The 24,517-nt window shown below is 44.6% G+C and carries 19 protein-coding genes and 1 pseudogene; 10 read left to right on the top strand and 10 right to left on the bottom strand.

Going from position 1 to position 24,517, the window contains the following annotated elements; genetic code table 11:
• Positions 1 to 125 precede the first annotated feature (125 nt).
• The 3 genes from B3R91_RS06985 to B3R91_RS06995 all read right to left on the bottom strand — a co-directional run bounded on the left by B3R91_RS06985 (position 126) and on the right by B3R91_RS06995 (position 3,359).
• Positions 126 to 917: an SDR family NAD(P)-dependent oxidoreductase gene (locus B3R91_RS06985; RefSeq protein WP_286796964.1), complete on the bottom strand. Its 792-nt coding sequence runs from the start codon at positions 915 to 917 to the stop codon at positions 126 to 128.
• 223 nt (positions 918 to 1,140) lie between these two features.
• On the bottom strand, positions 1,141 to 2,865 hold the full coding sequence (locus tag B3R91_RS06990; RefSeq protein WP_286796965.1) for an AMP-binding protein: 1,725 nt from the start codon (positions 2,863 to 2,865) through the stop codon (positions 1,141 to 1,143).
• A 209-nt stretch (positions 2,866 to 3,074) separates the two neighbouring features.
• Entirely contained in the window at positions 3,075 to 3,359 is a 285-nt protein-coding gene (locus tag B3R91_RS06995) for a hypothetical protein (protein WP_286796966.1), read from the bottom strand.
• A 1-nt stretch (position 3,360) separates the two neighbouring features.
• Here B3R91_RS06995 and B3R91_RS07000 point away from each other — a divergent pair, with 1 nt between their 5' ends.
• Positions 3,361 to 3,750 (top strand): GNAT family N-acetyltransferase, encoded by a 390-nt coding sequence (locus B3R91_RS07000; RefSeq protein ID WP_286796967.1) that lies wholly within the window; start codon positions 3,361 to 3,363, stop codon positions 3,748 to 3,750.
• 123 nt (positions 3,751 to 3,873) lie between these two features.
• Here the strand turns inward: B3R91_RS07000 and B3R91_RS07005 are convergent, their stop codons facing one another.
• The 3 genes from B3R91_RS07005 to B3R91_RS07015 form a co-directional block, all read right to left on the bottom strand.
• Positions 3,874 to 4,158, bottom strand: a complete 285-nt coding sequence (locus B3R91_RS07005) for a pyrimidine/purine nucleoside phosphorylase (protein ID WP_286796968.1) — start codon at positions 4,156 to 4,158, stop codon at positions 3,874 to 3,876.
• 232 nt (positions 4,159 to 4,390) lie between these two features.
• Positions 4,391 to 5,486, bottom strand: a protein-coding gene (gene prfB, locus B3R91_RS07010) for a peptide chain release factor 2 (RefSeq protein WP_286796969.1) whose coding sequence is annotated in 2 segments (ribosomal slippage) — positions 4,391 to 5,413 and positions 5,415 to 5,486 — 1,095 coding nt in all. Because the reading frame shifts where the segments join, the coding sequence is not laid out codon by codon here.
• Positions 5,487 to 5,602: 116 nt separating this feature from the next.
• Positions 5,603 to 6,304 carry an HAD family hydrolase gene (locus B3R91_RS07015; protein ID WP_286796970.1) on the bottom strand — a complete coding sequence of 234 codons (702 nt, stop codon included), beginning with the start codon at positions 6,302 to 6,304 and terminating at the stop codon, positions 5,603 to 5,605.
• A 195-nt stretch (positions 6,305 to 6,499) separates the two neighbouring features.
• Between B3R91_RS07015 and B3R91_RS07020 the strand changes: the two genes are divergently transcribed.
• Positions 6,500 to 6,946, top strand: a complete 447-nt coding sequence (locus B3R91_RS07020; protein ID WP_191691390.1) for a hypothetical protein — start codon at positions 6,500 to 6,502, stop codon at positions 6,944 to 6,946.
• Positions 6,947 to 6,965: 19 nt separating this feature from the next.
• Here B3R91_RS07020 and B3R91_RS07025 read toward each other — a convergent pair whose 3' ends face one another.
• Complete coding sequence (locus B3R91_RS07025) at positions 6,966 to 7,502, bottom strand: gamma carbonic anhydrase family protein (RefSeq protein ID WP_286797024.1); 537 nt, start codon at positions 7,500 to 7,502, stop codon at positions 6,966 to 6,968.
• Positions 7,503 to 7,744: 242 nt separating this feature from the next.
• Between B3R91_RS07025 and B3R91_RS07030 the strand changes: the two genes are divergently transcribed.
• The 8 genes from B3R91_RS07030 to B3R91_RS07065 all read left to right on the top strand — a co-directional run bounded on the left by B3R91_RS07030 (position 7,745) and on the right by B3R91_RS07065 (position 19,547).
• Entirely contained in the window at positions 7,745 to 8,293 is a 549-nt protein-coding gene (locus B3R91_RS07030; RefSeq protein WP_198328060.1) for a phosphatase PAP2 family protein, read from the top strand.
• A 329-nt stretch (positions 8,294 to 8,622) separates the two neighbouring features.
• Entirely contained in the window at positions 8,623 to 9,855 is a 1,233-nt protein-coding gene (carA, locus tag B3R91_RS07035; RefSeq protein ID WP_286796971.1) for a glutamine-hydrolyzing carbamoyl-phosphate synthase small subunit, read from the top strand.
• Between the two features lie 162 nt (positions 9,856 to 10,017).
• The gene (gene carB / locus B3R91_RS07040) at positions 10,018 to 13,272 is read left to right on the top strand and encodes a carbamoyl-phosphate synthase large subunit (protein WP_286796972.1); all 3,255 of its coding nucleotides are present in this window, start codon (positions 10,018 to 10,020) and stop codon (positions 13,270 to 13,272) included.
• A 375-nt stretch (positions 13,273 to 13,647) separates the two neighbouring features.
• Positions 13,648 to 14,124: a transcription elongation factor GreA gene (greA, locus tag B3R91_RS07045; protein ID WP_144297093.1), complete on the top strand. Its 477-nt coding sequence runs from the start codon at positions 13,648 to 13,650 to the stop codon at positions 14,122 to 14,124.
• Between the two features lie 498 nt (positions 14,125 to 14,622).
• On the top strand, positions 14,623 to 15,573 hold the full coding sequence (locus B3R91_RS07050; protein WP_286796973.1) for a hypothetical protein: 951 nt from the start codon (positions 14,623 to 14,625) through the stop codon (positions 15,571 to 15,573).
• Positions 15,574 to 15,804: 231 nt separating this feature from the next.
• Positions 15,805 to 17,073, top strand: coding sequence for a putative DNA modification/repair radical SAM protein (locus B3R91_RS07055; protein WP_286796974.1), 1,269 nt, complete (start codon positions 15,805 to 15,807; stop codon positions 17,071 to 17,073).
• Between the two features lie 12 nt (positions 17,074 to 17,085).
• Positions 17,086 to 17,958 (top strand): TIGR03915 family putative DNA repair protein, encoded by an 873-nt coding sequence (locus B3R91_RS07060; protein ID WP_286796975.1) that lies wholly within the window; start codon positions 17,086 to 17,088, stop codon positions 17,956 to 17,958.
• Between the two features lie 170 nt (positions 17,959 to 18,128).
• Positions 18,129 to 19,547, top strand: a complete 1,419-nt coding sequence (locus B3R91_RS07065) for a glycosyltransferase (protein ID WP_286796976.1) — start codon at positions 18,129 to 18,131, stop codon at positions 19,545 to 19,547.
• Between the two features lie 120 nt (positions 19,548 to 19,667).
• Here B3R91_RS07065 and B3R91_RS07070 read toward each other — a convergent pair.
• The 3 genes and pseudogenes from B3R91_RS07070 to B3R91_RS07080 all read right to left on the bottom strand — a co-directional run bounded on the left by B3R91_RS07070 (position 19,668) and on the right by B3R91_RS07080 (position 24,264).
• Positions 19,668 to 21,107: pseudogene (locus B3R91_RS07070) on the bottom strand (APC family permease).
• A gap of 211 nt (positions 21,108 to 21,318) precedes the next feature.
• Positions 21,319 to 22,617, bottom strand: coding sequence for a 4-aminobutyrate--2-oxoglutarate transaminase (gene gabT / locus B3R91_RS07075; RefSeq protein WP_286796978.1), 1,299 nt, complete (start codon positions 22,615 to 22,617; stop codon positions 21,319 to 21,321).
• Between the two features lie 174 nt (positions 22,618 to 22,791).
• Complete coding sequence (locus B3R91_RS07080; protein ID WP_286796979.1) at positions 22,792 to 24,264, bottom strand: NAD-dependent succinate-semialdehyde dehydrogenase; 1,473 nt, start codon at positions 24,262 to 24,264, stop codon at positions 22,792 to 22,794.
• Between the last annotated feature and the right edge of the window lie 253 nt (positions 24,265 to 24,517).

Here is a 24,517-nt window from a genome sequence, read left to right on the forward strand (position 1 = left end):
GAATGTTCAACACGCCCTAATATTTAATAGCAATGAGTCATAATATATCAAAGCACTATGCCATTTTTTGGCGCTAAACGCTGTGCAAAAATAATGAATAAGATAAAAACACCTTCTGACAGTCGTTATACCATACGAATCGCGCCATCGAGGCGAATCACTTCACCATTTAAATAAGCGTTATCGATAATATGTGTGACCAATTTGGCAAACTCATTTGGATTGCCCAAACGCTTAGGATAAGGTACGCCTGCTTCTAACTGCTCGCGCGCTTTTTCAGGGATACTCTGCATCATCGGCGTGGCGAAAACACCAGGAGCAATCGTCATGACGCGAATACCGTGACGTGCCAGCTCACGCGCTAGCGGTAAAGTAAGGCCAACGACGCCCGCTTTTGATGATGAATAGCTGGCTTGCCCTACTTGCCCATCAAAAGCTGCGATAGAGGCAGTATTGATAATGATGCCATTATCAGCATTCTTCTGATTAGCGCTTTCTGTATTGTCAATATTAGCAACCCGCTTAGCAATACTGGCCGCCACCAAACGCGCGACGTTAAAAGAACCCACGAGGTTGATATTAACCCCGCGACTAAAAGCATCAAGATCCGCTGGGTTATTTTCACGGTCAAGCAACTTTTGTACCACAGCAACACCTGCACAGTTAATAGAACCTTGCAGACCGCCAAATTCTTTTTCCGCCACTTCAACAGCCGCTTGCACCTCATCGCCACTGGTCACATCACAACGTGCAAAGCGTACATTATCACCCAGCTCATTAACCAAAGCTTGCCCAGTTGACTCGTTCAAATCAGCAATGATGACCTTGCCGCCTTGACTCACGATAGCGCGAACCACTGACTCACCTAAACCTGACGCACCGCCAGTAACCAAAAAGCTGTGTTGTTCAATTTGCATAATTATTCCTTTAATCGAGGTTTTTACTGGTATTTTTTAAGCTAACCATAATGAATTCACTGTAAAATAGATACAGTGCGACTGGGATGAATTTTTCGTAGCCTCTGCGGTAGTAGCAAGCAAGGAAAATTTATACCAGTCGCACATAACTATTAGCGTAACGATGTTATCTTGAATGGACTATACTTTATTGTCTTAAACGGCTATCGATGTTTTCATTACTTTATGCCGCAGACAAACTACGCAACAAAAAGCGCTGAATTTTACCGCTTGGCGTTTTTGGTAATTCCGCGACAAATTCAACCTCACGCGGATACGCATGCGTCGATAGGCGTCTGCGCACTAAGTCTTGAATTTCCTTGGCAATCTCATCCGTCCCTTCGATGCCATCTTTTAACACCACATAAGACTTAATCGTATGACCGCGCACTTCATCTGGTATGCCAACTGCTGCGGATTCTGCCACTGCCTCATGCTCGAGCACGGTGTTTTCCACATCCGTAGGCCCTACGCGGTAACCTGCCGTTATAATAATGTCATCATCACGCCCAGAGAACCAATAGCTGCCGTCACTATGGCGCTCGACTACATCGCCAGTCAAATAGTAATCATCCACAAAGGCGTCTTTTTCATTCCAGCTATAACCGCAGAAATAAAACGCAGGCGATTGGCTAACCACTACGGCAAGCTGTCCTTGTTCACCATCAGGCAATACTTGCATGTCATCATCCAATACGACGAGTGTGTGACCCGGTAGCGCCATGCCCATCGAACCAGTAGGACATTCATGTGCTAATGCATGGTGCGCACAGCAGGTCATACCCGTCTCTGTTTGGCCGTATTGGTCCTTTACTTGGCAGTTCAAATACGTCTCAACCCAATTAACCACTTCGGTATTTAAAGTTTCGCCTGCTGAGTTGGCACAGCGCAGTGATAAACGGGCGCTAGCATCGTCATGTGATTTCTCAAACACACCGCTCGATTTCATCATCCGAAACGCCGTTGGCGAAGAGGCCAAATTGGTAATCTTATGACGAACCATAAAGTCGCGGGTATTGGCAGCATCAAAGCCCGCCTCGTTAAAGTAAGTCGTGACGCCCATCAATAAAGGCCCCGTAATCGCGTAATATAGCCCATACGCCCAGCCGGGATCGGCCATATTCCAGTAGTTATCATCAGCGCGCAAATCAATCGCATAGCGCATATACAGATAAAAAGCAGATAGCGCTGATAACGGCACACTGACGCCTTTTGATTTACCGACCGTACCCGAGGTAAACATTTGCAAAAACGCTGTATCTTCATTGAGCAAAACCGCCTCTAGCGTTTGCGGCTGGGTCGCCATCATCTGAGCACAATTATCATCAGCCCATTTGCTTTCACTATCAGCTTGCGCATCATTCTGACTGCCCACCATGACCATTTTGGTCTGCTCGGCTAAGTCTTCGAATTTACTGCGGTTATCAATATTGGTAAAAACCACTTTGGTATTGGCTTTATCCATGCGGTATTTAATCGAATCATAGCCAAAAGCGGTAAATAGGGGTTGATAGACTGCGCCAATCCGCCAAGTCGCTAGTACAATGGTGAGCAGCTCAGGGGTACGCGGGAGCATGGTCGCTACTTGGTCGCCAACTTGTACGCCGTAGGATGTTAATAAATTGGCCACTTGCGCACTTGCTTTATCAAGCTCTGCAAAAGTCATGCGCGTCACATTACCAGCCGTATCTTCATGCACTAAGGCTAGATTATCGCCGCGCCTGTCACGCACATGACGACCACAGCAAGCCATATAAGCATTTAAACGGTCATCTAAATGCTCGCCATAGATTTCTGCCAATAACGCATTCATATCAAAATTATGATAGTAATCGTTGTAGCTCGTTGGTGTGTGGGTAGTATCTTTAGTAGAGTTTGCGGACGAATGATTGGAAGAGGTGGTGTTCATAAGCTAATCCTTTAGCAATAGAGAGTCGCTGACGATAGACGATATCAGCACTTTATTAGAAGTCAAACAGTCCTATCCTAGTCACTATTTGCTCTTATGGTTTGCGCATATAAAAATGCGTATACTCTATTAGTAACGCATTTTAATATTTATATCAATACATAACGTATCATTTTCAGAAATTAATACGAGTTTTGCTAAAAATAAATTTATTGGATAGCATTTAAAAAGCCTAGCAGCGCTTTCTCTTCGCAGCTTTGATATTGTTTGGTACGGCCACGGCGCGCTTGTTTATAACACTCAAAAAACTGCCCTGCTAAAAAGCGCTCGATAATAACCGGATTGATATAAGACGCTCGGCAAACAGCAGGTGTATTGCCAAGCTCTTCTGCGACTTCTTTGACCATATCAACGACCAGCTGCTGGCGCTCATTGCTATTAGGCTCACTGGCTAATATTTCTCTGCCATTCGAGCTCTGCAGCTCATCGTACAAATTGTGGCAAAGTTATTTAACCTTTTATGAAACTCGTCTGCCGCCAAGTACCACAGAAAAGACATGGCGCAACCTGCTTGATGACGATATGCCGATTTATGGTTTTGGCGCTTGGCAGGATGAAATGCTAGTCGGTATCACGCATGTGGTACTACATCCCAATACTTGGAATACCACAGAATGCTGTTACTTAGAAGATTTATACGTTAGTGAGGTGGTTCGCGGGCGAGGCGTTGGGCGCGCACTGATCGAACAGGTGTATGAATTTGCCAATGAGAAAAACTGCAACCGTGTTTATTGGACGACGCAAGAAGACAATGCGACGGCACGCAATCTCTATGATGTAATCGCTACTCAAACTGACATGGTGCAATATCGCAAAGACTTATAACTTTGATTGGCTCTATGTTGTCAGTCTACTATCTTTAAATTTATTCAGAATAATACGCACAAAAAAACGCCAAGCGTTAACCACTTGGCGTTTTTTTACGACACAAATCTAAACTAAAGATGATTATTGACCATAAGTACATAAATAAGCACTTTCCACTTCTACTTTAACACCAAATTTTTGATTGGCTTCAACGGTAAATTGCTCACCCGCATTAAAGGTTTGCCACTCATCACTTTCTGGCAGTTTTACCGTCAATGCCCCACTGACTACGCTCATGGTTTCAAATTCGCTAGTACCAAACTCATACTCGCCAATTTCCATCACGCCAACAGTAGCTGGCAGAGTTGCCGTTTGAAAGGCAATAGAAGTTACTTTATTATCAAAATAATTATTAACGCTTGGCATAATTTTCCTTAAGTCGTTTCGTTTAAAGTCTGATTAGTGATTAAAAAGTTTGATTGGTGATTAAATAGCAGCAATAGCCTCTCTATAACAGCATAGCAATTTAATAAAGAACACTCGGCTCTGTTGTTCGTAAACTCTCAAAGTCGCTCGTTTATCTTTATTAAATCGCCTTTATAATAGGCTATTGCTGTTCCTTTTATGTATAGCAGTCGATAGTATTTATGGACTAAATTTACAGCCCAGCTTTTAAGCTTGCTACAATAAATTGATCGAGGTCACCATCGAGTACCGCGCCAGTATTAAAGGTTTCAACACCAGTACGCAAGTCTTTGATACGCGAGTCATCGAGTACATAAGAGCGGATTTGACTGCCCCAACCGACATCAGATTTATTATCCTCGACCGCTTGCTGGCTCTCCATACGTTTTTGCATCTCAAGCTCATACAACTTGGCGCGGAGCATTTTCATCGCCGTCGCTCTGTTTCCATGTTGGCTACGCTCGTTCTGACACGTGACCACCACGCCACTTGGCTCGTGAGTAATACGCACCGCAGAATCGGTGGTGTTCACGTGCTGACCACCCGCGCCTGATGAGCGGTAAGTATCGATACGCAAATCGGCTGGATTGATATCAATTTCAACGTTGTCATCGATTTCAGGCGATACAAAAACGGCGGCAAAGGAAGTATGACGACCATTATTACTATCAAATGGTGACTTACGCACTAAGCGATGCACGCCAATTTCGGTACGTAACCAACCAAAGGCATAATCGCCTTTAATCTCAATCGTCGCTGACTTAATGCCAGCGACACTACCTGACGATACTTCGATAACTTCGACTTTAAAGCCATGAGATTCGGCCCAGCGCGTGTACATCCGCAGCAGCATTTCTGCCCAATCTTGCGCTTCGGTGCCACCACTACCCGACTGGATATCCAAGTAGCAATTGTTCGGATCCATCTCACCGCTAAACATCCGGCGGAACTCTAAATCCGCAACGCGTTTCTCCGCATTGTCGAGCTCTGCTTGCACATCAGCAAGTAAGGATTCGTCTTCTGCTTCTACTGCTAAATCAAGCATGGCAGCGGCATCTGCTAAAGTCGTTTCAAGCGAAACCACCACGTCGATGACGCCATCAAGCTGACTTTTTTCTTTATTAATCTTGGTCGCGCGCTCTGGATCATTCCATAGCTCGGGGTTTTCTAATTCTAAATTGACTTCTTCTAAGCGTTCTTGCTTACCGTCGAAGTCAAAGATACCTCCGCAAATCCTGCCCACGCTCAGATAAATCTTTGATTTGTTCTTGATACGGATTGATTTCCATAAGTGTTCCTGTCTTTTTAAATAGATATCTCACTGATATGGCGCTATTTTAAATGAGATTGACGCTAAATAGTTGGCTAATTGCTACTGCCTTTATATTAAATAACTTTAAGCTGCCTAAATCGACCAATCTTCTACTGCCCAGCGATGCGACAACGCATGAGCATGTAGGGCATCGTCGGGTGACACACAGATAGCCACATCCGCCCATTCGAGTAATGGGATGTCATTTTTGGAATCTGAATAGGCATAAGTTTTATCAAAAGTGATACCCGCTAATTGCTTTTTATTAAGCCACTTGTCTAGATGGTAGATTTTACCTTCTTTAAAATTGGGCTTATCGGTTAATTTACCGGTATAACGCTCGTTTTGTATCTCAAGTGGCGTCGATAGTACATTACTCTCTTCAATACCAAAACGCTTAGCAATCGCCGACACTACAAAATCATTGGTGGCAGAAATAATCACCACGTCGTGACCCTGCTCGACGTGATGACAGAGCGCCTCCATGGCTTTTGGGCGAATATGCGGCTCGATTTCCGTCTTAATATAATCTTCGCGTAGCTCATGCAGTCTGTCCATCGGTAAGCTACTTAAAAATTGCGCGACAAATTCATTGTATTCGGTCGCATCGAGCGTACCTTCGATATAATCTTGATAAAACTTTTGATTGGCGGTGCGATATTCAGCTTCGTCAACCAGATTATGCTTGACGATATACTCGCCCCATAGGTAATCGCTATCGACATCGAGTAACGTATGGTCTAAATCAAAAAGTGCCAACTCTTTTGGAGCTTGTCCCGCTTGTGTTGCTTGCATAATGGAGCCTTGTTTTTATTAATTAAAGGAATGATTTTTTGACTATAAAATATGTTAGAAAATTATTGGATATAAAACGTGTTGCATCATGCGCTATAAGTCTACTGTTTACTAAACATAATTATGCTAACTTATTTACTTTAATATCTCATTACCTTATCTTTAATCTGCTTGATAATAACAATAGAGAACTGTATGAAAGCGCCTGATGATAAAACTGCTTTGTCCAACCGACCGCGACGTCCTGCCCGCTCCATCAGAGAAATCAGGCGACGGCAGTTAGGCAAAAGCTATCAATCGCCTTTAGAGCGTCTGCTTTATGCGCTGTTAAACGCTCTGTTATATGGTTTTGGCGGCTTACTTATCGACCTTGCCATCGTTGTTATTCGCTCCATCGCCGGTATGGGCAATGGCGAGATATTCTGGCTATTCACGCCGTTTATGCTAGTTTTGGGGGCGTTAACGGGTTTTATCGTCGGTAAAAGCGCCGGCGCTGAAAGCGTCAATGCTTTAAATATCGATGATACGAGTAATAATCATTACCTTAATGACCATTCTATACGCCATGATATCTTCCGCGGACTGATTATCGGTATTATCATTTTTGCCGTTATTTGGCTTATCATGATGCTAATGGCATAAAATTCCGCTTTCCGATGCCTCAATCAGGCATCGCTATTTCTGTTAGGCCGGTTTTAAATTTCTGACAGCGCTCCGCATAATGCATAGCTGATAGCTTTAACATTGCCGCTTGCTCATCGCTTAAGGTTTTGACCACTTTTGCCGGCGCGCCCATCACCAGCGAATTATCCGGTATCTCTTTACCTTCAGTAACCAAAGCTTTGGCACCAATGATACAGTTTTTACCGATTTTGGCATTATTCAATACCACCGCGCCAATACCAATCAAGCTATTATCACCAACTTCGCAGCCATGCAGCATCGCTAAATGGCCAATGGTGACGTAATCGCCGATTTTAACCTCAATCCCTGCATCGGTATGAATGACGCTGTTTTCTTGCACATTACTATAATCACCGATATGAATGCGCTCGTTGTCACCGCGAATCACCGCGCTAAACCAGACGTTGGCTTGATGACCCAAATACACATCGCCTATCACCCGTGCGGTATCAGCAACCCAACCATTAAATGGTACGGCAAACTCTGGCGTTTTGTCTAAATATTGATAAATCATCATCCATCCTTAGTGGTTATTTTTATACAAGTTTATATATGGTAAAAAGCGTGCCACAAATAAATGTGACTTAAAGCATGATAGTTGTAAAGAAAGATAAAAACTTTATAGTATAATGCTGTCGCCAATCAATAGAGCAATTAGAATTTAGAATAAAGCCGTATGCCATTTATCCCTATAAAATAACTATAGAATTTTATAGAGACAATCAACGCTCACCAACCTTTTTTAGGATCGCAGTGATGATCAGCAAAAAATACGCCCCTATCGTTTTATTATCGACCAGCTTGATGGCTGCCATCCCTGCCCACGCTGACAGTAGCACTACTAGTAAGGTAGGCGATGTACTGGCCTTTGCCATTCCAGCTGCTGCTTACGGTAGCACTTATTATATGGATGATAAAGAGGGTCGTCAGCAATTTTACTATTCATTTGCGACCAACGTTGCTACGACGCAAGTCCTAAAGTCGGTGATAGACAAAGAGCGACCCAATGGCCGTGATGAGGATTCCTTCCCTTCTGGTCATACCTCGATGGCGTTTCAGGGTGCCAGCTTTATCCATAAACGCTATGGCTTAGAATATAGCATTCCTGCGTATATTGGCGCAGGTTTCGTGGCTTATAGTCGTGTTGAAGCCGATGAGCATGATGTGGCCGACGTGGTGGCAGGGGCAGCATTAGGAATTGCCAGTAGTATGTATTTAACCAAAAGCTATTATGACGACCAAGTGCACATCGCCACCAATTTAGCACCCGACTATTATGGGGTATCGGTGCATTATAATTTTTAATAGCACTTATTTATCCCATTTGAAAGCACTAAATACAGACATTAGAAATAACAGAAGAGATAAGATGCTAGCCCTTAACGCAAAACTCTAGTATAATGCGCAAAATCTGTGCCAAAGCGAGCGGACATGATGCAAGTTACTCATTCACCCTTAGTGAATCCTGTACCTTTTCATCTATGATGTCTTCTCGCTTTTTTGTGGAAAAAATTTGGCTTCAGCCCTTTTTTATGTGTATTTAGCAGTATTTAAATACCTCTAAAAAGCCATTTTAGAACAAAATTTTTATCATAAAACATCACGGCACTCACCCATAACAGCGGAGGCAACCCTTGAATTCATCGGCAGAAATACAAGCAATTTTGGCACTAGCAGACGGTACTATTTTTCGCGGTTTGAGTATCGGTAGTCTTGGTCATCGTGTCGGTGAGGTGGTATTTAATACAGCCATGACAGGGTACCAAGAAATTCTAACTGACCCAAGTTACGCGCGCCAGCTGGTCACGCTTACCTATCCGCACATCGGCAATACTGGCACCAACGCTGAAGATGTCGAATCTGGTAATGGCCATCAAGTATGGGCTGAAGGGCTTATCATTCGTGACGCGACGATGGTCACTTCAAACTTCCGTAACTCAGAGTCATTGACGGATTATTTACAGAACCATGATACGGTCGCCATTGCTGATATCGATACCCGCCAGTTGACGCGCTTATTACGTGATAAAGGTGCACAAAACGGTTGTATCATGACCGCTTCTAACGGCGCAACGATTAGCAGCGAAGATGAGCAGCAAGCGATTAAATTGGCGCAAGAATTCGCTGGTATCGAAGGCATGGACTTGGCAAAAGAATGCTGTACGCCGAAGACGTTTGAATGGACAGCAGGCAGCTGGGATTTGTCAGACACCCTACTCAACCGCGATATACCGGGCAGCCATGATAGCGGTACGGGCGGATTTTTTAAACAGCTTGGCACCCATGTTGACTCAAAATACAACGTTGTCGCCTACGATTTTGGTAGCAAAACCAATATCCTACGTATGCTCGTAGACCGCGGTTGTCATGTGACCGTTGTCCCCGCACAAACGCCTATTGCAGATGTGTTAGCAATGAATCCTGACGGTATCTTCTTATCAAATGGCCCTGGCGACCCAGCGGCTTGTGATTACGCTATCGATGCGGTCCGTCATATCATTGAAGAAACCGACATTCCAACCTTTGGTATCTGCTTAGGTCATCAGCTCATTGGTCTTGCCAGCGGTGCCAACACTATCAAAATGAAAACCGGTCATCACGGTGCCAACCATCCTGTCCAAGACTTAGCCACTGGTACGGTGATGATTACCAGTCAAAACCATGGTTTTGCCGTTGATGAAGCCACCTTGCCTGATAACGTTAAATCTACCCATCGCTCATTATTTGATGGTACCAACCAAGGCATTGAACTGACCAATAAGCCGGTCTTTAGTTTTCAAGGTCACCCAGAAGCCAGCCCTGGTCCACATGATGCTGCGCCACTGTTTGATAGGTTTGCGGATATGATGGCAGCGGCAAAAGCGTAACTTATCAATAGTTAACCGCAAACAGAGAATAAATATAAGTATAAAGCTTGAAGCACAGATGGTGGTTCAAGCTGCACCCTAGCAGACACGATAAGTATTATCGAACATATCGTTAAAATACAGATTACTCAAAATATCACCCAAACGAAGGTAGCCCTAACTATGCCAAAACGTACCGACATAAAAAGCATTCTTATCATTGGCGCAGGCCCTATCGTCATCGGCCAAGCGTGTGAGTTCGACTACTCAGGCGCGCAGGCGTGTAAAGCGCTAAAAGAAGAAGGCTACCGCGTCATCTTGGTCAACTCAAACCCTGCAACCATCATGACTGACCCTGTCATGGCTGATGCGACGTACATCGAGCCGATCACGTGGCAGACGGTTGAGCAAATCATTGCTAAAGAGCGTCCGGATGCTATCCTGCCAACGATGGGCGGACAAACAGCGCTAAACTGTGCTTTAGACTTAGACAAGCACGGCGTCCTGACCAAATATAATTGTGAGCTAATTGGGGCGACTAAAGACTCAATCGAGATGGCAGAAGATCGCAACTTATTTGATAAAGCCATGAAGCGTATCGGCCTTGAATGCCCGCGCGCTGAAACCGCTGAGACCATGGAAGAAGCCTTTGCTACCCAAGAAAAAATGGGCTATCCGTGTATCATTCGCCCGTCATTTACCATGGGCGGTTCAGGCGGCGGTATTGCGTACAATCGCGACGAATTTATCGAGATTTGTGAGCGCGGTTTTGACTTATCACCAAACCATCAACTACTTATCGATGAGTCTCTCATCGGTTGGAAAGAATATGAGATGGAAGTGGTTCGTGATAAAAACGACAACTGCATCATCATTTGTGCGATTGAGAACTTTGACCCAATGGGCGTGCATACCGGCGACTCAATCACAGTCGCCCCAGCACAAACTTTAACCGACAAAGAATACCAAATCATGCGTAATGCTTCATTGGCCGTACTGCGTGAAATCGGTGTGGAAACAGGCGGCTCAAACGTCCAGTTCGGTATCAACCCTGACACGGGTCGTATGGTCGTCATCGAGATGAACCCGCGTGTCTCACGCTCATCGGCATTGGCATCAAAAGCAACCGGCTTCCCGATTGCTAAAATCGCTGCCAAATTGGCGATTGGTTATACCCTAGATGAATTGCAAAATGACATCACAGGCGGCAAAACGCCAGCGAGCTTTGAGCCGGCGCTCGATTATGTTGTGACCAAAATACCTCGCTTTAACTTTGAGAAATTCCCACAAGCCGACAGTGTGTTATCAACCCAGATGAAATCGGTTGGTGAAGTGATGGCAATCGGTCGCAACTTCCAAGAATCGATGCAAAAAGCCCTGCGCGGCATGGAAACCGGCAATGATGGTTTTGATGAGCAAATCGACTTAGCAAAAGTCAGTATTGAAAAAGCCCGTAGCGAGATTAACAATCGCTTAACCATTCCAACGCCTGAACGCATTTATTATATTGCCGATGCTTTCCGTATCGGCATGAGTGTCGATGACGTGTTTAATTTAACCAAAATCGATCCATGGTTTTTGGTACAAATTGAAGATATCGTGAAAACCGAAGCACAAGTTAAAGCCCTAGGCTTTGGCGGTTTAACTGAGCAAAACCTGCGTAGCTTTAAGCGTAAAGGCTTATCGGATTTACGTTTGGCAAAACTGCTTGGCGTCTCACAAAAACAACTACGCAAAAAGCGTTGGGATTTAAACGTTTATCCTGTCTATAAACGCGTCGATACCTGTGCGGCAGAGTTTGCCACCAGCACCGCTTATATGTACTCAACGTACGATAGCGAATGTGAAGCCAATCCAACGGATAACAAGAAAATCATGGTTATCGGTGGCGGTCCTAACCGTATCGGTCAAGGTATCGAGTTTGACTATTGCTGTGTTCATGCGGCGCTTGCCATGCGCGAAGACGGCTACGAGACCATCATGGTTAACTGTAACCCTGAAACGGTTTCAACCGATTATGACACCTCAGACCGTCTGTATTTTGAGCCCATCACCTTAGAAGATGTACTTGAAATCGTCCGTATCGAAAATCCAGACGGCGTGATTGTGCAATTTGGCGGTCAAACGCCATTGAAACTGGCGCGTGCGCTTGAAGCTGCTGGCGTCAAAATCATCGGTACCAGTCCTGATGCGATCGACCGCGCTGAAGACCGCGAACGCTTTCAGCATATGATTCAGCAATTGAACCTTGTGCAACCAACCAATGCGTTAGCGACAAGCTTAGAAGATGGTTTGGTCAAAGCCAAAGACGTTGGTTATCCACTAGTAGTCCGCCCATCTTATGTACTCGGTGGTCGCGCGATGGAAATCGTTTATAACGAAGATGAGTTAAGACATTACTTGCGCACGGCGGTACAAGCGTCAAACGAAGCGCCTGTACTCCTTGACCGCTTCTTAGATGATGCGATTGAGGTCGATGTTGATTGTGTTTGCGACGGTACTGATGTGGTGATTGGCGGTATCATGCAGCATATCGAACAAGCTGGCGTGCACTCTGGTGACTCGGCTTGCTCATTGCCGCCTTACTCATTATCAGATGAGCTTTGCGATAAAATGCGCGCGCAAACAGTTGCGATGGCAAAAGAGCTTGGCGTCGTCGGTTTGATGAACGTTCAGTTCGCGGTAAAAGGCGAAACGGTTTACATTCTAGAGGTGAACCCACGTGCAGCCCGTACCGTACCTTTCGTATCTAAATGTATCGGTACGTCATTAGCACAAGTCGCGGCGCGCTGTATGGCTGGTACGTCATTGAAAGATCAAGGTTTTACCACTGAAATCGTCCCAGTATTTTATGCGGTCAAAGAAGCGGTATTCCCATTTGCTAAATTTCCGGGTGTTGACCCAATCTTGAGCCCCGAGATGAAATCAACTGGTGAAGTGATGGGTGTGGGTAAAACCTTTGGCGAAGCATTCTACAAAGCGGTTATCGGTAGTAATGAGCGCCTGCCAGGTCTACCTACCAAAGGCGAAATCAAAACCGTCTTTATCTCGGTGCGTGATAGCGATAAAGAACAAGTTACTCCTATCGCTCGCCAGCTTCTAGATTTTGGCTTTAACATTGTTGCCACCACTGGTACGCAAAAAGTACTGGCGGAAAACGGTATTGAATGTAAGCAAATTAACAAAGTCACCGAAGGTCGCCCACATATCGTCGATGCCTTGAAAAATGGCAAAATTGACCTTATTATCAATACTACTGAAGGCAAACAAGCGCAAGAGGATTCATTCTCTATCCGCCGCAGTGCCCTACAAGGTAAAGTATTTTATGTCACGACATTAGGCGCGGCAGATGCAGTTTGTAAATCTTATGCGATTGACCTACCGTTTGATGTGTATAAGCTACAAGATTTGCATGAACAAGCAAAGACTATCGCTTAGCACTATTGACTTGGTGGTATAATTTCAGTAGATTAAGCATCATAGTGACGTTTATTTAAAAGCGTTGGCAAAAATTATGTCTGGTTTTTATACGACTATAGTACTTAAAAAAATTGTACTTTAGAAAAATAAAGTTTTTAAAAGATAAATCTAAAAAGCATAGTGGCTGAACTGCGACTATGCTTTTTATTACGTCAGGTTAAGGCGTCTTTTCGGTAAGTGTATCCGTGCTGATAGTTAATCGCTAAGTGTGCAGTTACTTACGACGCAGCCTCAACCTCATTCTTTTTATATTACATACTCATTGCAACAACACTGACACCATCTCACTATTCACTAGGAGATGGTGTGGTGTTATTGGTTTAAGGAAAAAACATGCAACGTTATCCCATGACTCCACAAGGACATGCGGCGCTAGAAGCCGAACTAAAACAGTTAAAAAGTGTCGACCGTCCACGTATTACAGCGGCCATCGCTGAGGCGCGCGAACACGGCGACTTAAAAGAAAACGCTGAATACCATGCCGCTCGCGAACAACAAGGTTTTTGCGAAGCGCGTATCCGTGATATCGAAGCCAAGCTTGGCGCTGCACAGGTCATCGACCCTACTACGCTACCAAATGATGGCCGAGTGGTATTTGGCGTGAGTGTGGTCATTGAAAATATGGATACCGAAGAAGAAAAACAATACAAAATCGTTGGTGATGACGAAGCTGACTTTAAAGCTGGCAAAATCTCAGTCAACTCGCCGATTGCGCGTGGTTTGATTGGCAAGTCTGAAGGCGACGAAGTCCGTATCGAAACGCCCAAAGGCATAGTCGAGTATGAAATCATGAAAGTGATTTACGATTAATATTGCTTATTTTGTAGATAAATAGATCACCTTTAAGAAAAAGCTTTCGATAACAAAAGCTTTTTTTGTAGATAGGTATAGTTAATTAGATATAAAAACGATACAACTTTTCATTGAACGATTTAATAGCGATGTATCTGATTTATTTGTATTCGACTATATATTTTTAGTGCCGCTGATAGATGCAAAAAACAGTACACAATGTCATTATTAGTAGAGCACTAGTTACACAATGCAGCTTTTTTACTCAATTCGTTTTAGCGCATAATTGTTCACACATTAAGTGCTAAGCATTTGACTAAAATAATGATGGAATGATAGCAAGTGTTGGCTATCTTAAGTACCTTTGCCCTCGTTATTTGACATGGTTTACATGCTCATTTGACGAGGGTTTTTTCTTATATAAGCGTTGTTTTTCTCAACCTTGTTTTTTTAAATTTTATTTTTTTTGCTACTTCATTAGCGGCTTTATTTACTGCTACTTTAAAGGAATCTATTATGACCACGCCAATCAATACGCCAGCATTTCAGGCTACGAATAAAAAAGCGCTTAAACATGCCTTCATTAAAAAAAACACTATTCCTACAGCCATATCAATGGTCTTAGCGGGTAGTTTTCTGACGCTAGCTGCTGCCCATGCCGCACCTGAAGTAACGGTTGTACCATCTGTGAGCAACAGCACCACAGTGGTCGAAAGTTACTCAGACGGCAAAACAGCGGTTATCACTGCGACGCCAAATGGCATTACCATGCAAGATGGCATGCCGTTTTACAGTACACAAGTGAGTACTGCGCCCCGTTATGTGGTTCGCTCAGGCGCTAATACTGTCGTTACTCAAGGCAATGCCACGGTCACGAGCGTACCTGTGACAAACCAAGTCACTAATCAAACCAGCAGAGTTGACGTCATAGCGGTTCCAACGACCAGCGTGACCGAAGTCTTGCCTGTGACGCCGGTGACCCAGTTGCCCGTCATCAATGCACCAACGACTACTATCGTCACTAACCAACCGGCAACGACGCAAATCGTTTCTACCTCTTTAGATACTCTGCAATTGACCCCAACTTTTAGCACGCCTGGGGTGGTTAATGCTCAAACCAAAGTCATGAAAATATTAAAAAATAAAGATGGTCGTGAAGTGGCCGTACCCGCCAATCATATCGCGCCTGGCGACGTCATCGAATATCACACCACTTATACCAATACCACCGCGCAGCCTGCTACCGATATCAATGCGATGGTTTCATTGCCAAATGGCGTGCAATTAGTGTCACTAAACAGTCCGTTACCAACGCTTGCCACCATGGGCGGCGATAGCTATCAAACTATTCAGCAAGTGGGCGACACTGTGGTTGTAAAAGAAAACTATTCTGGTCTTAAATGGAACTTGGTTGATCTAAGTCCAAACGCTGCTCAGACCGTCGTTATACGAGCTAAAGTTCAGTAATGACGACCTTATAAAATGTCATATTTTACTAAATAATTACTTTAAAGCCTTGCAAACGCGGGGCTTTTGTCATCTTAAAGAAGTATGAATCTCCAACTAATCTTGTTGAAAATTTTTGTCTTCAAGCGACACTAGCTGTCGTCTTGTTTATGTAGTTATCCTACCTTTACAATGACTTAAGCCTAATTTTGCTAAAATACATACCTATAAATGATTTGGTAAATAGCGCTTATGGCAACCATCAATTATGAACGCCTGCAAGGCAAGCTCAATATCTTAGCAGACGCTGCTAAGTATGATGTCTCTTGCTCATCCTCCGCTGGTACGCGCAAAAACCAAGGCGGTGGCCTCGGTGATGCCTCAGCAACCGGTATTTGCCACAGCTACACCGAAGATGGTCGCTGCGTGAGCCTGCTTAAAATCTTGCTAACCAATCACTGTATATACGACTGCGCTTATTGTACCTCGCGTAAAAGCAATGACACGCCGCGCGCCGCTTTTAGTGTCGAGGAAGTTGTTGATTTGACCATGCAATTTTATCGTCGTAATTATATTGAAGGGCTTTTTCTCAGCTCAGGTATCTTTAAAAGCGGCGATTATACGATGGAGCGCTTGGTCGAGGTCGCCAAGATATTGCGGACACGTGAACGCTTTAATGGCTATATTCACCTTAAGACTATTCCGGGCGCGTCAAAAGAATTGCTACTAGAAGCGGGATTGTATGCCGATCGCCTTAGCGTCAATATTGAGATTCCAACCAAATCAGGACTGGCTTTGCTCGCTCCAGAGAAGTCGCATGATGAATTAAAAGCGCCAATGGAAACGGTTAAAACTGAAATTATCACCATCAAAGAGAGCCGTAAAACCCATAAAAAAACGCCTAAATTTGTGCCAGCGGGTCAGACCAGTCAGATGATTGTTGGCGCCAGCAATGAGACCGATTTGCAAGTCATACAGCTATCGAGCCATTTTTATCAGCAATATGATTTAAAACGTGTTTATTACTCAGGTTACGTGCCGATGTTGTCCGATAGTCGTCTGCCAGCGATTGGGACGCCTGTACCGATGATACGTGAAAACCGTCTGTATCAAGCGGATTGGCTGATGCGTTTTTATGGTTTTGGTGCGCACGAAATCGTTGAGCCTGACTCGCCATTTTTAGATTTGGACTGTGACCCAAAGCTTGCTTGGGCAATCCGCCACCGTGAGCACTTTCCCGTTAATATTCAAACCGCCACTTACGAGATGATTGTGCGTATTCCCGGAATCGGTACCAAAACCGCTAAAAAGATAGTCAAAGCGCGTAAGTTTAATCAGTTGACGCTTTATCATCTCAAAAAAATGGGCGCGGCGGTCAATCGAGCTAAGTACTTTATCGCAACAACGGGTAAAAACGAGCATTTGGCGCATTTAACCCGTGATAACTTCCGTCAATATGTACTGGCGCAAACGCAAACCAAATATAAAGACCAACGCAACGGACAATTGACGTTGTTTTAAATAGGAATGTAGATGTCACAACTGCTGCAAAATAATGACTTCGTTGTCGGTCACTTAACGCCCAGTATTGTGCTTTATGAGCCAAGTTTTGAAGGTTGGCTCAGTGCCGTATTTTATGTCTATGCCAATAAGTTACAGGACGATGCATCCCTACAACTAATTGCTCACGACTGCTATATACCATCGTTGATTGCGCAGGCAACAAGCGTAGCAATGGATGCAGACAACGCCGAACGTGTACTAACCAAGCTGCATAAACTCTTAGGTCGCTCAGGTATGCGCAATATCCTCTGGGGATTTTTATCAGAAAAAGCTCATATCGGCACCACTTTATTTCAAGTAATCAAATACGCCATTGACTACCCTAGCCGCCATATTATGGAAGATTTGGGCAACCTAAATGTTTTGGAATTGGTACAAACCGTCAAATCGGTCGGCCGAGAAAAACACCGCATGGAAGCCTTTGTGCGCTTTGAGCATACCACTGACGATATCTACTTTGCCCGCGTTGAGCCTGATTTTAATGTACTGCCTTTGATTGGTGAGCATTTTCGCCAGCGCTACCAAGACCAGCATTGGGCGATTTATGATGTGGCGCGCGGCTATGGCATTTATTATGACAAAAGTAAAAGCACGCCGTCGCGCCCTGCTGCCCTGCAAACCATCACTAACCTAGATGATGCGGTACTGCGTAATCCTGCTAGCATTCATAGTAAGGACGAACAGCGCTATCAAAAGTTTTGGCAAGGCTACTTTACTAATGTCAATATCAAAGAGCGTAAAAACCCACGGCTACATAAGCAATATCTGCCGCAGCGCTATTGGAAATATCTCAGTGAAAAGCAAGTGCTACCAAATGCTGAGCATTTACAAAAACGTCGCTAGTTTGGTAACGATACCTATTGCCAAATGCTTATTCTTAGCTAAAAAACTCTTACTCTCAGCTAAAAAAAGCATGGCAAATCTGACCTTATCTTTTTATCTTGGTGGTTGAGTTTTCAGTACTTTTAACTGACAATAGCAGCTTGATATCTTATTTGGTGACCGACGCTATTATGAAAGTTATGCGCTTACTGTCGTCCTTAAAGCATGATGAATCCGAGCGCGGCATTTTTCATCTGGGTCGCGCTTTGGTTAAAAATGGGCATACTTCCATTATTATCGCTAGCGCCGATGAAGAAAATGACTTGGTCAAACGCCTAAAGCGCGATGGTAATATCTACCATCAGCTTTATATGAATAAGAAATCTTGGCTGTCACTGCTACAAGTCGCCCCGCTGCGCCGCCTGATTGAAAAATACGACCCTGATGTCATTCATGTGCATTCGCGCACCCCTGCATGGATATTGCATTTGGCCTTGCGCCGCGCCCGCCTCAAGCGTCGTCCCAAACTGGTCTCGACCATGTACGGTTTTTATCCGATTAATAAGTACTCGCAAGCGCTGCTCGATGTCGATACCATCATCACGGTCTCTGATAGCGTCACCAATTATTTAAAAAAAGGCCTGCGCCGTGAGGAGCTAGAACCTAAAGTTATTAAGCGCATCTACCGCGGTGTCGATACCCGTCGCTATCCGTATCGACACAACCCTTCTGTATATTGGCTGCGACATACGTTCGCCGAATACCCTGAACTTGAACATAAAAAATGGCTGGTTTTTCCGACCATTATTGGCAATGAATATGGGCAAGAATGGCTGATTGATATCTTGGGTAATCTGCAAGAACAATTTCCCAATATTCACGTCATTATTATGGACGATGATTACCGCGAAGGTGATGTGGCGCATGAAGATTTTCGCCAACGCAGCAATACGCTTGGACTGTCTGAGCGCATAACTTACGTCGGCAGCAAACGTAATGACATGCGCGAATGGCTGTCGGCGGCCAATATCGTCATGGCGTTGGCCAACGAGCCAGAATCGATTGGCATCAATGCCCTGCAAGCAATTCACTTAGGTACGCCAGTCATTGGCTGGGATCAAGCGGCCTTTAGCGAGATACTACAGCCACTTTATCCGCAAGGATTGGTCAAAAAATACAACGCCAAAGCGCTCTGCAAGGCAGTGCGCAACCAGCTAGAGAGTGTCACCCGTCCTGAGATGACCAATAAATTCACCATGCGTGAGATGATTGAACAAACCCTACTCGTCTATCAAGGGTTATATGACCAATCGCTTGCAGAAGAACAAGCGCAGGCGGATGCAGCGGCGATTAAAAAAATTAAGAAAAGTCTGAAACCAACGATAAAACCTTTTGATAAACTTTCTGATCGTTTAGTCAATCAAGAGCCTGCGCTACCCATTACTCTCAAAAAGGATAAAATAATAGCGCAAGATAACGCGGTTATGAAATCTGATAAAGAAGTTGTGCAACATAAAGACAGTATCACTTTAAAGGATAAAAAACTGGATAATGCCTCTTTAGATAAGCACGCTTTAAAGAATGATGCGTTAGATAATAAACCGTTATAAAATGCCAATCTCGCTAACGGTTTGGTGCAAGATTATTGGTTGATAAGATTGATGCTGTGAATATGTAAAGAAAGCCTAACGCTTACGCTAGGCTTTCTTTATTTTGAACAAATCTTATTTTTATTTAGGCGGATTATCTTTCAACCATAGCTGATTGACGATTTTTAACTCGCGTAGCTCTTCTGCCATAATAGCTTCACTGATGCCTGGATATTTGACGACGGCATAGCTATAAAGACCGATACCGAGCGCTGTCCAACCAAAGAAAATCCACCACTCGATAGCGCTGAGCGCTGACGGCATACCCGGCATATATAAGATGAGCAAGCCAATGCCCAGTACGATGGTAAACATACCGACCAATTTGCCCGCTGGCACTCTAAACGGGCGCACCATATCTGGCTCACGGTAGCGCAGGACTAAGAATGAGATAGCGACACAGGTATAAGCAATCACGATACCAAAACCACCGGCATCGACAATCCAAACCAACATTTTGCGACCAAATAACGGCGCAAGCGTCGCCAAACCACCGATTAATAAAATAGCATTTGATGGCGTTTTATATTTTGGATGCAATTTACCTAAAAAGGCTGGCAACATATGTGCTCTGGACATCGCATATAGCAGACGACTACCACCGATTAAAAAGGCATTCCAGCTTGATAAAATACCCAGCACACCGCCAATCACTAGTAAAATACCCGCCCATTTGCCATGCCACGCATTGGTCATCGCGTCAGCGGTCGCCAAGGTTGAGCCTTGTGCTTGAATGAGCGGCAAAGTGCGACCGACACTCCATGCTACGCTGACATACCACATCACCGCAATAATAATAGAGACAATCAAAAACTTACCAATATTAGGACGGGTCAGATCAATCTCTTCGGCCGCTTGCGGAATCACGTCAAAACCAACAAACATAAACGGCACCATGACAATCACCGTCATCATACCGCCGATACCACCGATAAAGGCAGGCGCTTGTACAGCGGTTGAATTCGCAGGATTGTAAATTACCGCACCAATAAACAATAACGTACCGACAAATAAAATACCGAGTACGGCTGTTTTTTGGAACCAAGCGCTGACTTCCATGCCGCGAATATTAAGCCAAGTGACGATGATTGAGCCTAGCATACCGACGCCAACCCACGTGGCATAAACGTCCCAGCCCGCTATCGTCCACAGATAGCCTTGGTTATAATTGGGAATAAAATATTCAACTACCGTCGGCAGGGCGACCGCTTCAAACGCCACCACCGAAAAATACCCAAATAAAATGCTCCATGAGCAGATAAAGGAGATATTTACCCCCAGCGCTCGATGCGTATAAGTATGCTCGCCGCCTGTAATCGGCATAGAAGCGGCCAGCTCAGCATACGTCACACCGATTAGTATCACGGCCAAACCGCCTATCAAAAACGCCAGCATTGCGCCCTACGTTCCTGCAGACAAAATCCAACCGCCAGCCAAGACTACCCAGCCCCAACCAACCATAGCACCGAATGCTAAAGCAATAATGTCAAACATGCCCAGCGATTTTTTTAGCTCAGACATAACTTACTCCTTGTCCGTGTGTCATCCGTGTCAGCCCTTTTTAACGGCACTGATACCCACTATTTTTATGTAATAGGGCGCTGCCCTTTTTTATCTTTTACTGCCTATCGAGCGATAGGTTTAGTATTTAAAAAATGCTTAGCAGAGACAGCAACGGCGTCTTGATTTGCAAGGCGCCGTTGTAAAACCACCACTCAAAGCAGCACTGTCATTATCCTAAGCTTAAGCTTTCATTTTTTGAATTAACGCCTTGAGCGGTCAAAATACCTTTGATAATATCAAGGCCTTCTTGTAGCACTTCGTCCTCTACTGTGAGCGGCACCATCACACGAATGGCGTTGCCAAACATACCACAAGACGCAAGCAGCAATCCTTGCTCGAAAGCTTTGGCTTTTAGGTTGGCAGTCGCTGCCGCATCAGGCTTGCCATCGTTGTCGATTAGCTCAAACGCTAACATCGCGCCTTTATGGCGAATATGACCGATGCTGCTTAGGTTCAAATCTTTTAAAAATGCTTCGATTTTGTCACCAATCTCGATACTGCGCTCAAGCAGATTTTCTTCTTCAATCACTTCCATGACAGCAAGCGCAGCCACACAAGCCAATGGGTTACCAGAATACGTACCGCCCAAACCGCCGACTTGCGGGGCGTCCATGATATCAGCGCGACCGATAACGGCAGAAATAGGATAACCACCCGCTAAGCTTTTAGCACTGGTCATCAGATCCGGCTCAACGCCCAATTGCTCAGACGCAAACAAGGTACCGGTACGAGCAAAACCACACTGGACTTCATCAAAAATCAGCACGATACCATGCTCATCACAAATCTTACGCAGCGCTTTGGCAAACGATGGTGTCACTTGATGGAAACCGCCCTCGCCTTGTACGGGCTCAATAATCATCGCCGCCACTTCACTTGGATCGATGTCCGCTTGGAAAATCATCTCAAGGCTATGCAATGCTTGTGCTTCGGTAACGTTTAGCTCTTCTGCTGGGAATAACGCATGGAACACAGGGCCTGGCATCGGACCAAAGTTCTTTTTATACGGCAATACTTTACCCGTTAGGCTCATGCACATCAGCGTACGACCATGCCAACCACCAACGAAAGAGATGACACCCGGACGACCGGTTTTTGCACGGGCAATTTTGATACAGTTTTCGACCGCTTCTGCGCCAGTGGTCAAGAACAAGGCTTTTTTCGGACCGCTGATAGGCGCTTTTTCGCAAAGCTTTTCAGCAAGCTCGACGTAGCATTCATAGTTAACCATTTGCGCGGCAGTATGGGTAAATTTGTCTAGCTGCTCGTGCACACGCTGGGTAATTTTTGGATGGCTGTGACCAGTATTCAGTACTGAGATACCGCCGACAAAGTCAATATAACGATTGCCTTCGATATCCCACACTTCTGAGTTTTTTGCTTTTTCGGCAAAAATAGGAAAGGCAATGCCAAGGCCTGTTGGCAAAACAGCTTTACGGCGCGCAAGTAATGATTGATTGGTAGTCATAAGAATATCCTTTTCTTTTTTCTTTACGTAGATGCCAATGATGGTATGGCGGTTTATAAAATAAGCTGTGGCTAAATTTGGGATTCATGCTACTGAATCCCGTTAAATGCTAGGTGAAAATCTATAAAAAACAAATGGTTAAAATATAAAACAGCTAACCATTAGCTCTAACTATTAACTAACATCAGAGCACCAATATTTGGTCACGACATATTCTTCGATGCCGTATTTTGAGCCTTCGCGGCCAAAGCCTGATTGCTTGACGCCGCCAAATGGTGCGACTTCGGTAGAGATAAGACCGGTATTATGACCGATGATGCCGTACTCAAGCCCTTCGGTAACGCGCCATGACCGTGCATAGCTGCCGCTGTAAAAATATGCAGCCAAACCATAAATAGTGTCGTTGGCTTGGCGAATGACGTCGGCTTCATCTTTAAAAGTAAAGATGGTGGCGATAGGACCAAAGATTTCCTCATGGGCGATATCCATGTCGCTGCTGATATCAGTAATCACCGTTGGGTTATAAGACAGCTCTGATGCGCCGTTGGTGCTGCCGCCCGTGATAAGGGTTGCACCTTTATCTAGCGCGTCTTTGAGCAGCGCTTGTACTTTTTCCAAGGCTTTTTTGTTAATTAAAGGACCAATATCCACGCCTTCATCCATGCCGTTACCGACATTAAGCTCAGCGACTTTTTTCACAAAGACGTCGAGGAATTTGTCTTTGATACTATCTTGCACGTAGACACGGTTGGCACAAACACAGGTTTGACCCGCGTTACGATATTTAGAAGCGATTAAGCCTTCAGCGGCTTTTTCAAGATCGGCATCATCAAAGACGATAAATGGCGCATTGCCGCCGAGCTCTAATGACAGTTTTTTAATCGTTGGGGCACACTGTGCCATCAAGGTACGACCGACTTCGGTAGAGCCAGTAAATGACAGCTTATGAATGCGTGGATCACCGGTTAGAATATCGCCGATGGTTGAAGATTTACCTGTCACCACTTGGATGACGCCTGCTGGAATACCGGCTTGCTCAGCCAATACCGCTAATGCCAATGCAGAAAACGGTGTTTCGGTTGCAGGTTTAATAATCATGGTACAGCCTGCCGCGAGTGCAGGGGCTGCTTTACGGGTAATCATCGCTGCTGGAAAGTTCCAAGGCGTGATGGCCGCGCAAACACCGACCGGCTGTTTTAAGATGACATGGCGCAATTGGGTTTGATTGGCAGGGATAACATCGCCGTATACGCGCTTACCTTCTTCAGCAAACCAGCGGATAAAGCTATTGGCATAACCAACTTCCCCGCGTGATTCGGTTAAAGGCTTGCCTTGCTCGGCGGTCATAATGATGGCCAAATCTTCTTTATTGGCATCGATAAGGTCGGCCCACTTTTGCAGTAGTTCCGCACGCTCTTTGGCCGTCTTGGTTGCCCAATCGATTTGCGCCTCATGAGAAGCAGCAACCGCGTCATTGACATCATCGGTCGTCAGGCTTGGCACGTTACCGATGACATCACCGTTAAAAGGATTGCCCACGTCGATAGTCGCGGCATCACTGGCATCATGCCAGCCGTCTTTGATAAAGCACTGCTGTTTGAGTAAGTCTGGATTTGCTAGCGTTAGCGTATTTGACTGTTGTGACATGTTGACACTCCTTGTCAGTGTTATTTTGCAAATAAGGTTTGCAGATTTATAGTGATAAACGAATAGCTAAAAATAGGAATGAAAATAAAAGGTTATGACTTAAATAATTATTGATAACTTGTTATTTGTTCAATATACTGAACATGTATTCTATATATGAGACATCATTATAAGAATGATAATCCCTTATTTGCAACCCCTATTAACAGTTTTGTGCTGATTTATCATTTTATTTTGCTACTTCCTTAATTTT

Origin of the sequence: Psychrobacter sp. UBA6291, assembly GCF_002439405.1 — a bacterium.
GTDB lineage: Bacteria > Pseudomonadota > Gammaproteobacteria > Pseudomonadales > Moraxellaceae > Psychrobacter > Psychrobacter faecalis.

What these genes read in the sequence shown, in the direction of transcription:
- B3R91_RS06985 (WP_286796964.1), bottom strand. Translation starts at nt 917, where the DNA reads ATGCAAATTGAACAACACAGCTTTTTGGTTACTGGCGGTGCGTCAGGT.
- B3R91_RS06990 (WP_286796965.1), bottom strand. Translation starts at nt 2,865, where the DNA reads ATGAACACCACCTCTTCCAATCATTCGTCCGCAAACTCTACTAAAGAT.
- B3R91_RS07005 (WP_286796968.1), bottom strand. Translation starts at nt 4,158, where the DNA reads ATGCCAAGCGTTAATAATTATTTTGATAATAAAGTAACTTCTATTGCC.
- B3R91_RS07015 (WP_286796970.1), bottom strand. Translation starts at nt 6,304, where the DNA reads ATGCAAGCAACACAAGCGGGACAAGCTCCAAAAGAGTTGGCACTTTTT.
- B3R91_RS07020 (WP_191691390.1), top strand. Translation starts at nt 6,500, where the DNA reads ATGAAAGCGCCTGATGATAAAACTGCTTTGTCCAACCGACCGCGACGT.
- B3R91_RS07025 (WP_286797024.1), bottom strand. Translation starts at nt 7,502, where the DNA reads ATGATTTATCAATATTTAGACAAAACGCCAGAGTTTGCCGTACCATTT.
- B3R91_RS07030 (WP_198328060.1), top strand. Translation starts at nt 7,745, where the DNA reads ATGATCAGCAAAAAATACGCCCCTATCGTTTTATTATCGACCAGCTTG.
- carB (WP_286796972.1), top strand. Translation starts at nt 10,018, where the DNA reads ATGCCAAAACGTACCGACATAAAAAGCATTCTTATCATTGGCGCAGGC.
- greA (WP_144297093.1), top strand. Translation starts at nt 13,648, where the DNA reads ATGCAACGTTATCCCATGACTCCACAAGGACATGCGGCGCTAGAAGCC.
- B3R91_RS07050 (WP_286796973.1), top strand. Translation starts at nt 14,623, where the DNA reads ATGACCACGCCAATCAATACGCCAGCATTTCAGGCTACGAATAAAAAA.
- B3R91_RS07055 (WP_286796974.1), top strand. Translation starts at nt 15,805, where the DNA reads ATGGCAACCATCAATTATGAACGCCTGCAAGGCAAGCTCAATATCTTA.
- B3R91_RS07060 (WP_286796975.1), top strand. Translation starts at nt 17,086, where the DNA reads ATGTCACAACTGCTGCAAAATAATGACTTCGTTGTCGGTCACTTAACG.
- B3R91_RS07065 (WP_286796976.1), top strand. Translation starts at nt 18,129, where the DNA reads ATGAAAGTTATGCGCTTACTGTCGTCCTTAAAGCATGATGAATCCGAG.
- gabT (WP_286796978.1), bottom strand. Translation starts at nt 22,617, where the DNA reads ATGACTACCAATCAATCATTACTTGCGCGCCGTAAAGCTGTTTTGCCA.
- B3R91_RS07080 (WP_286796979.1), bottom strand. Translation starts at nt 24,264, where the DNA reads ATGTCACAACAGTCAAATACGCTAACGCTAGCAAATCCAGACTTACTC.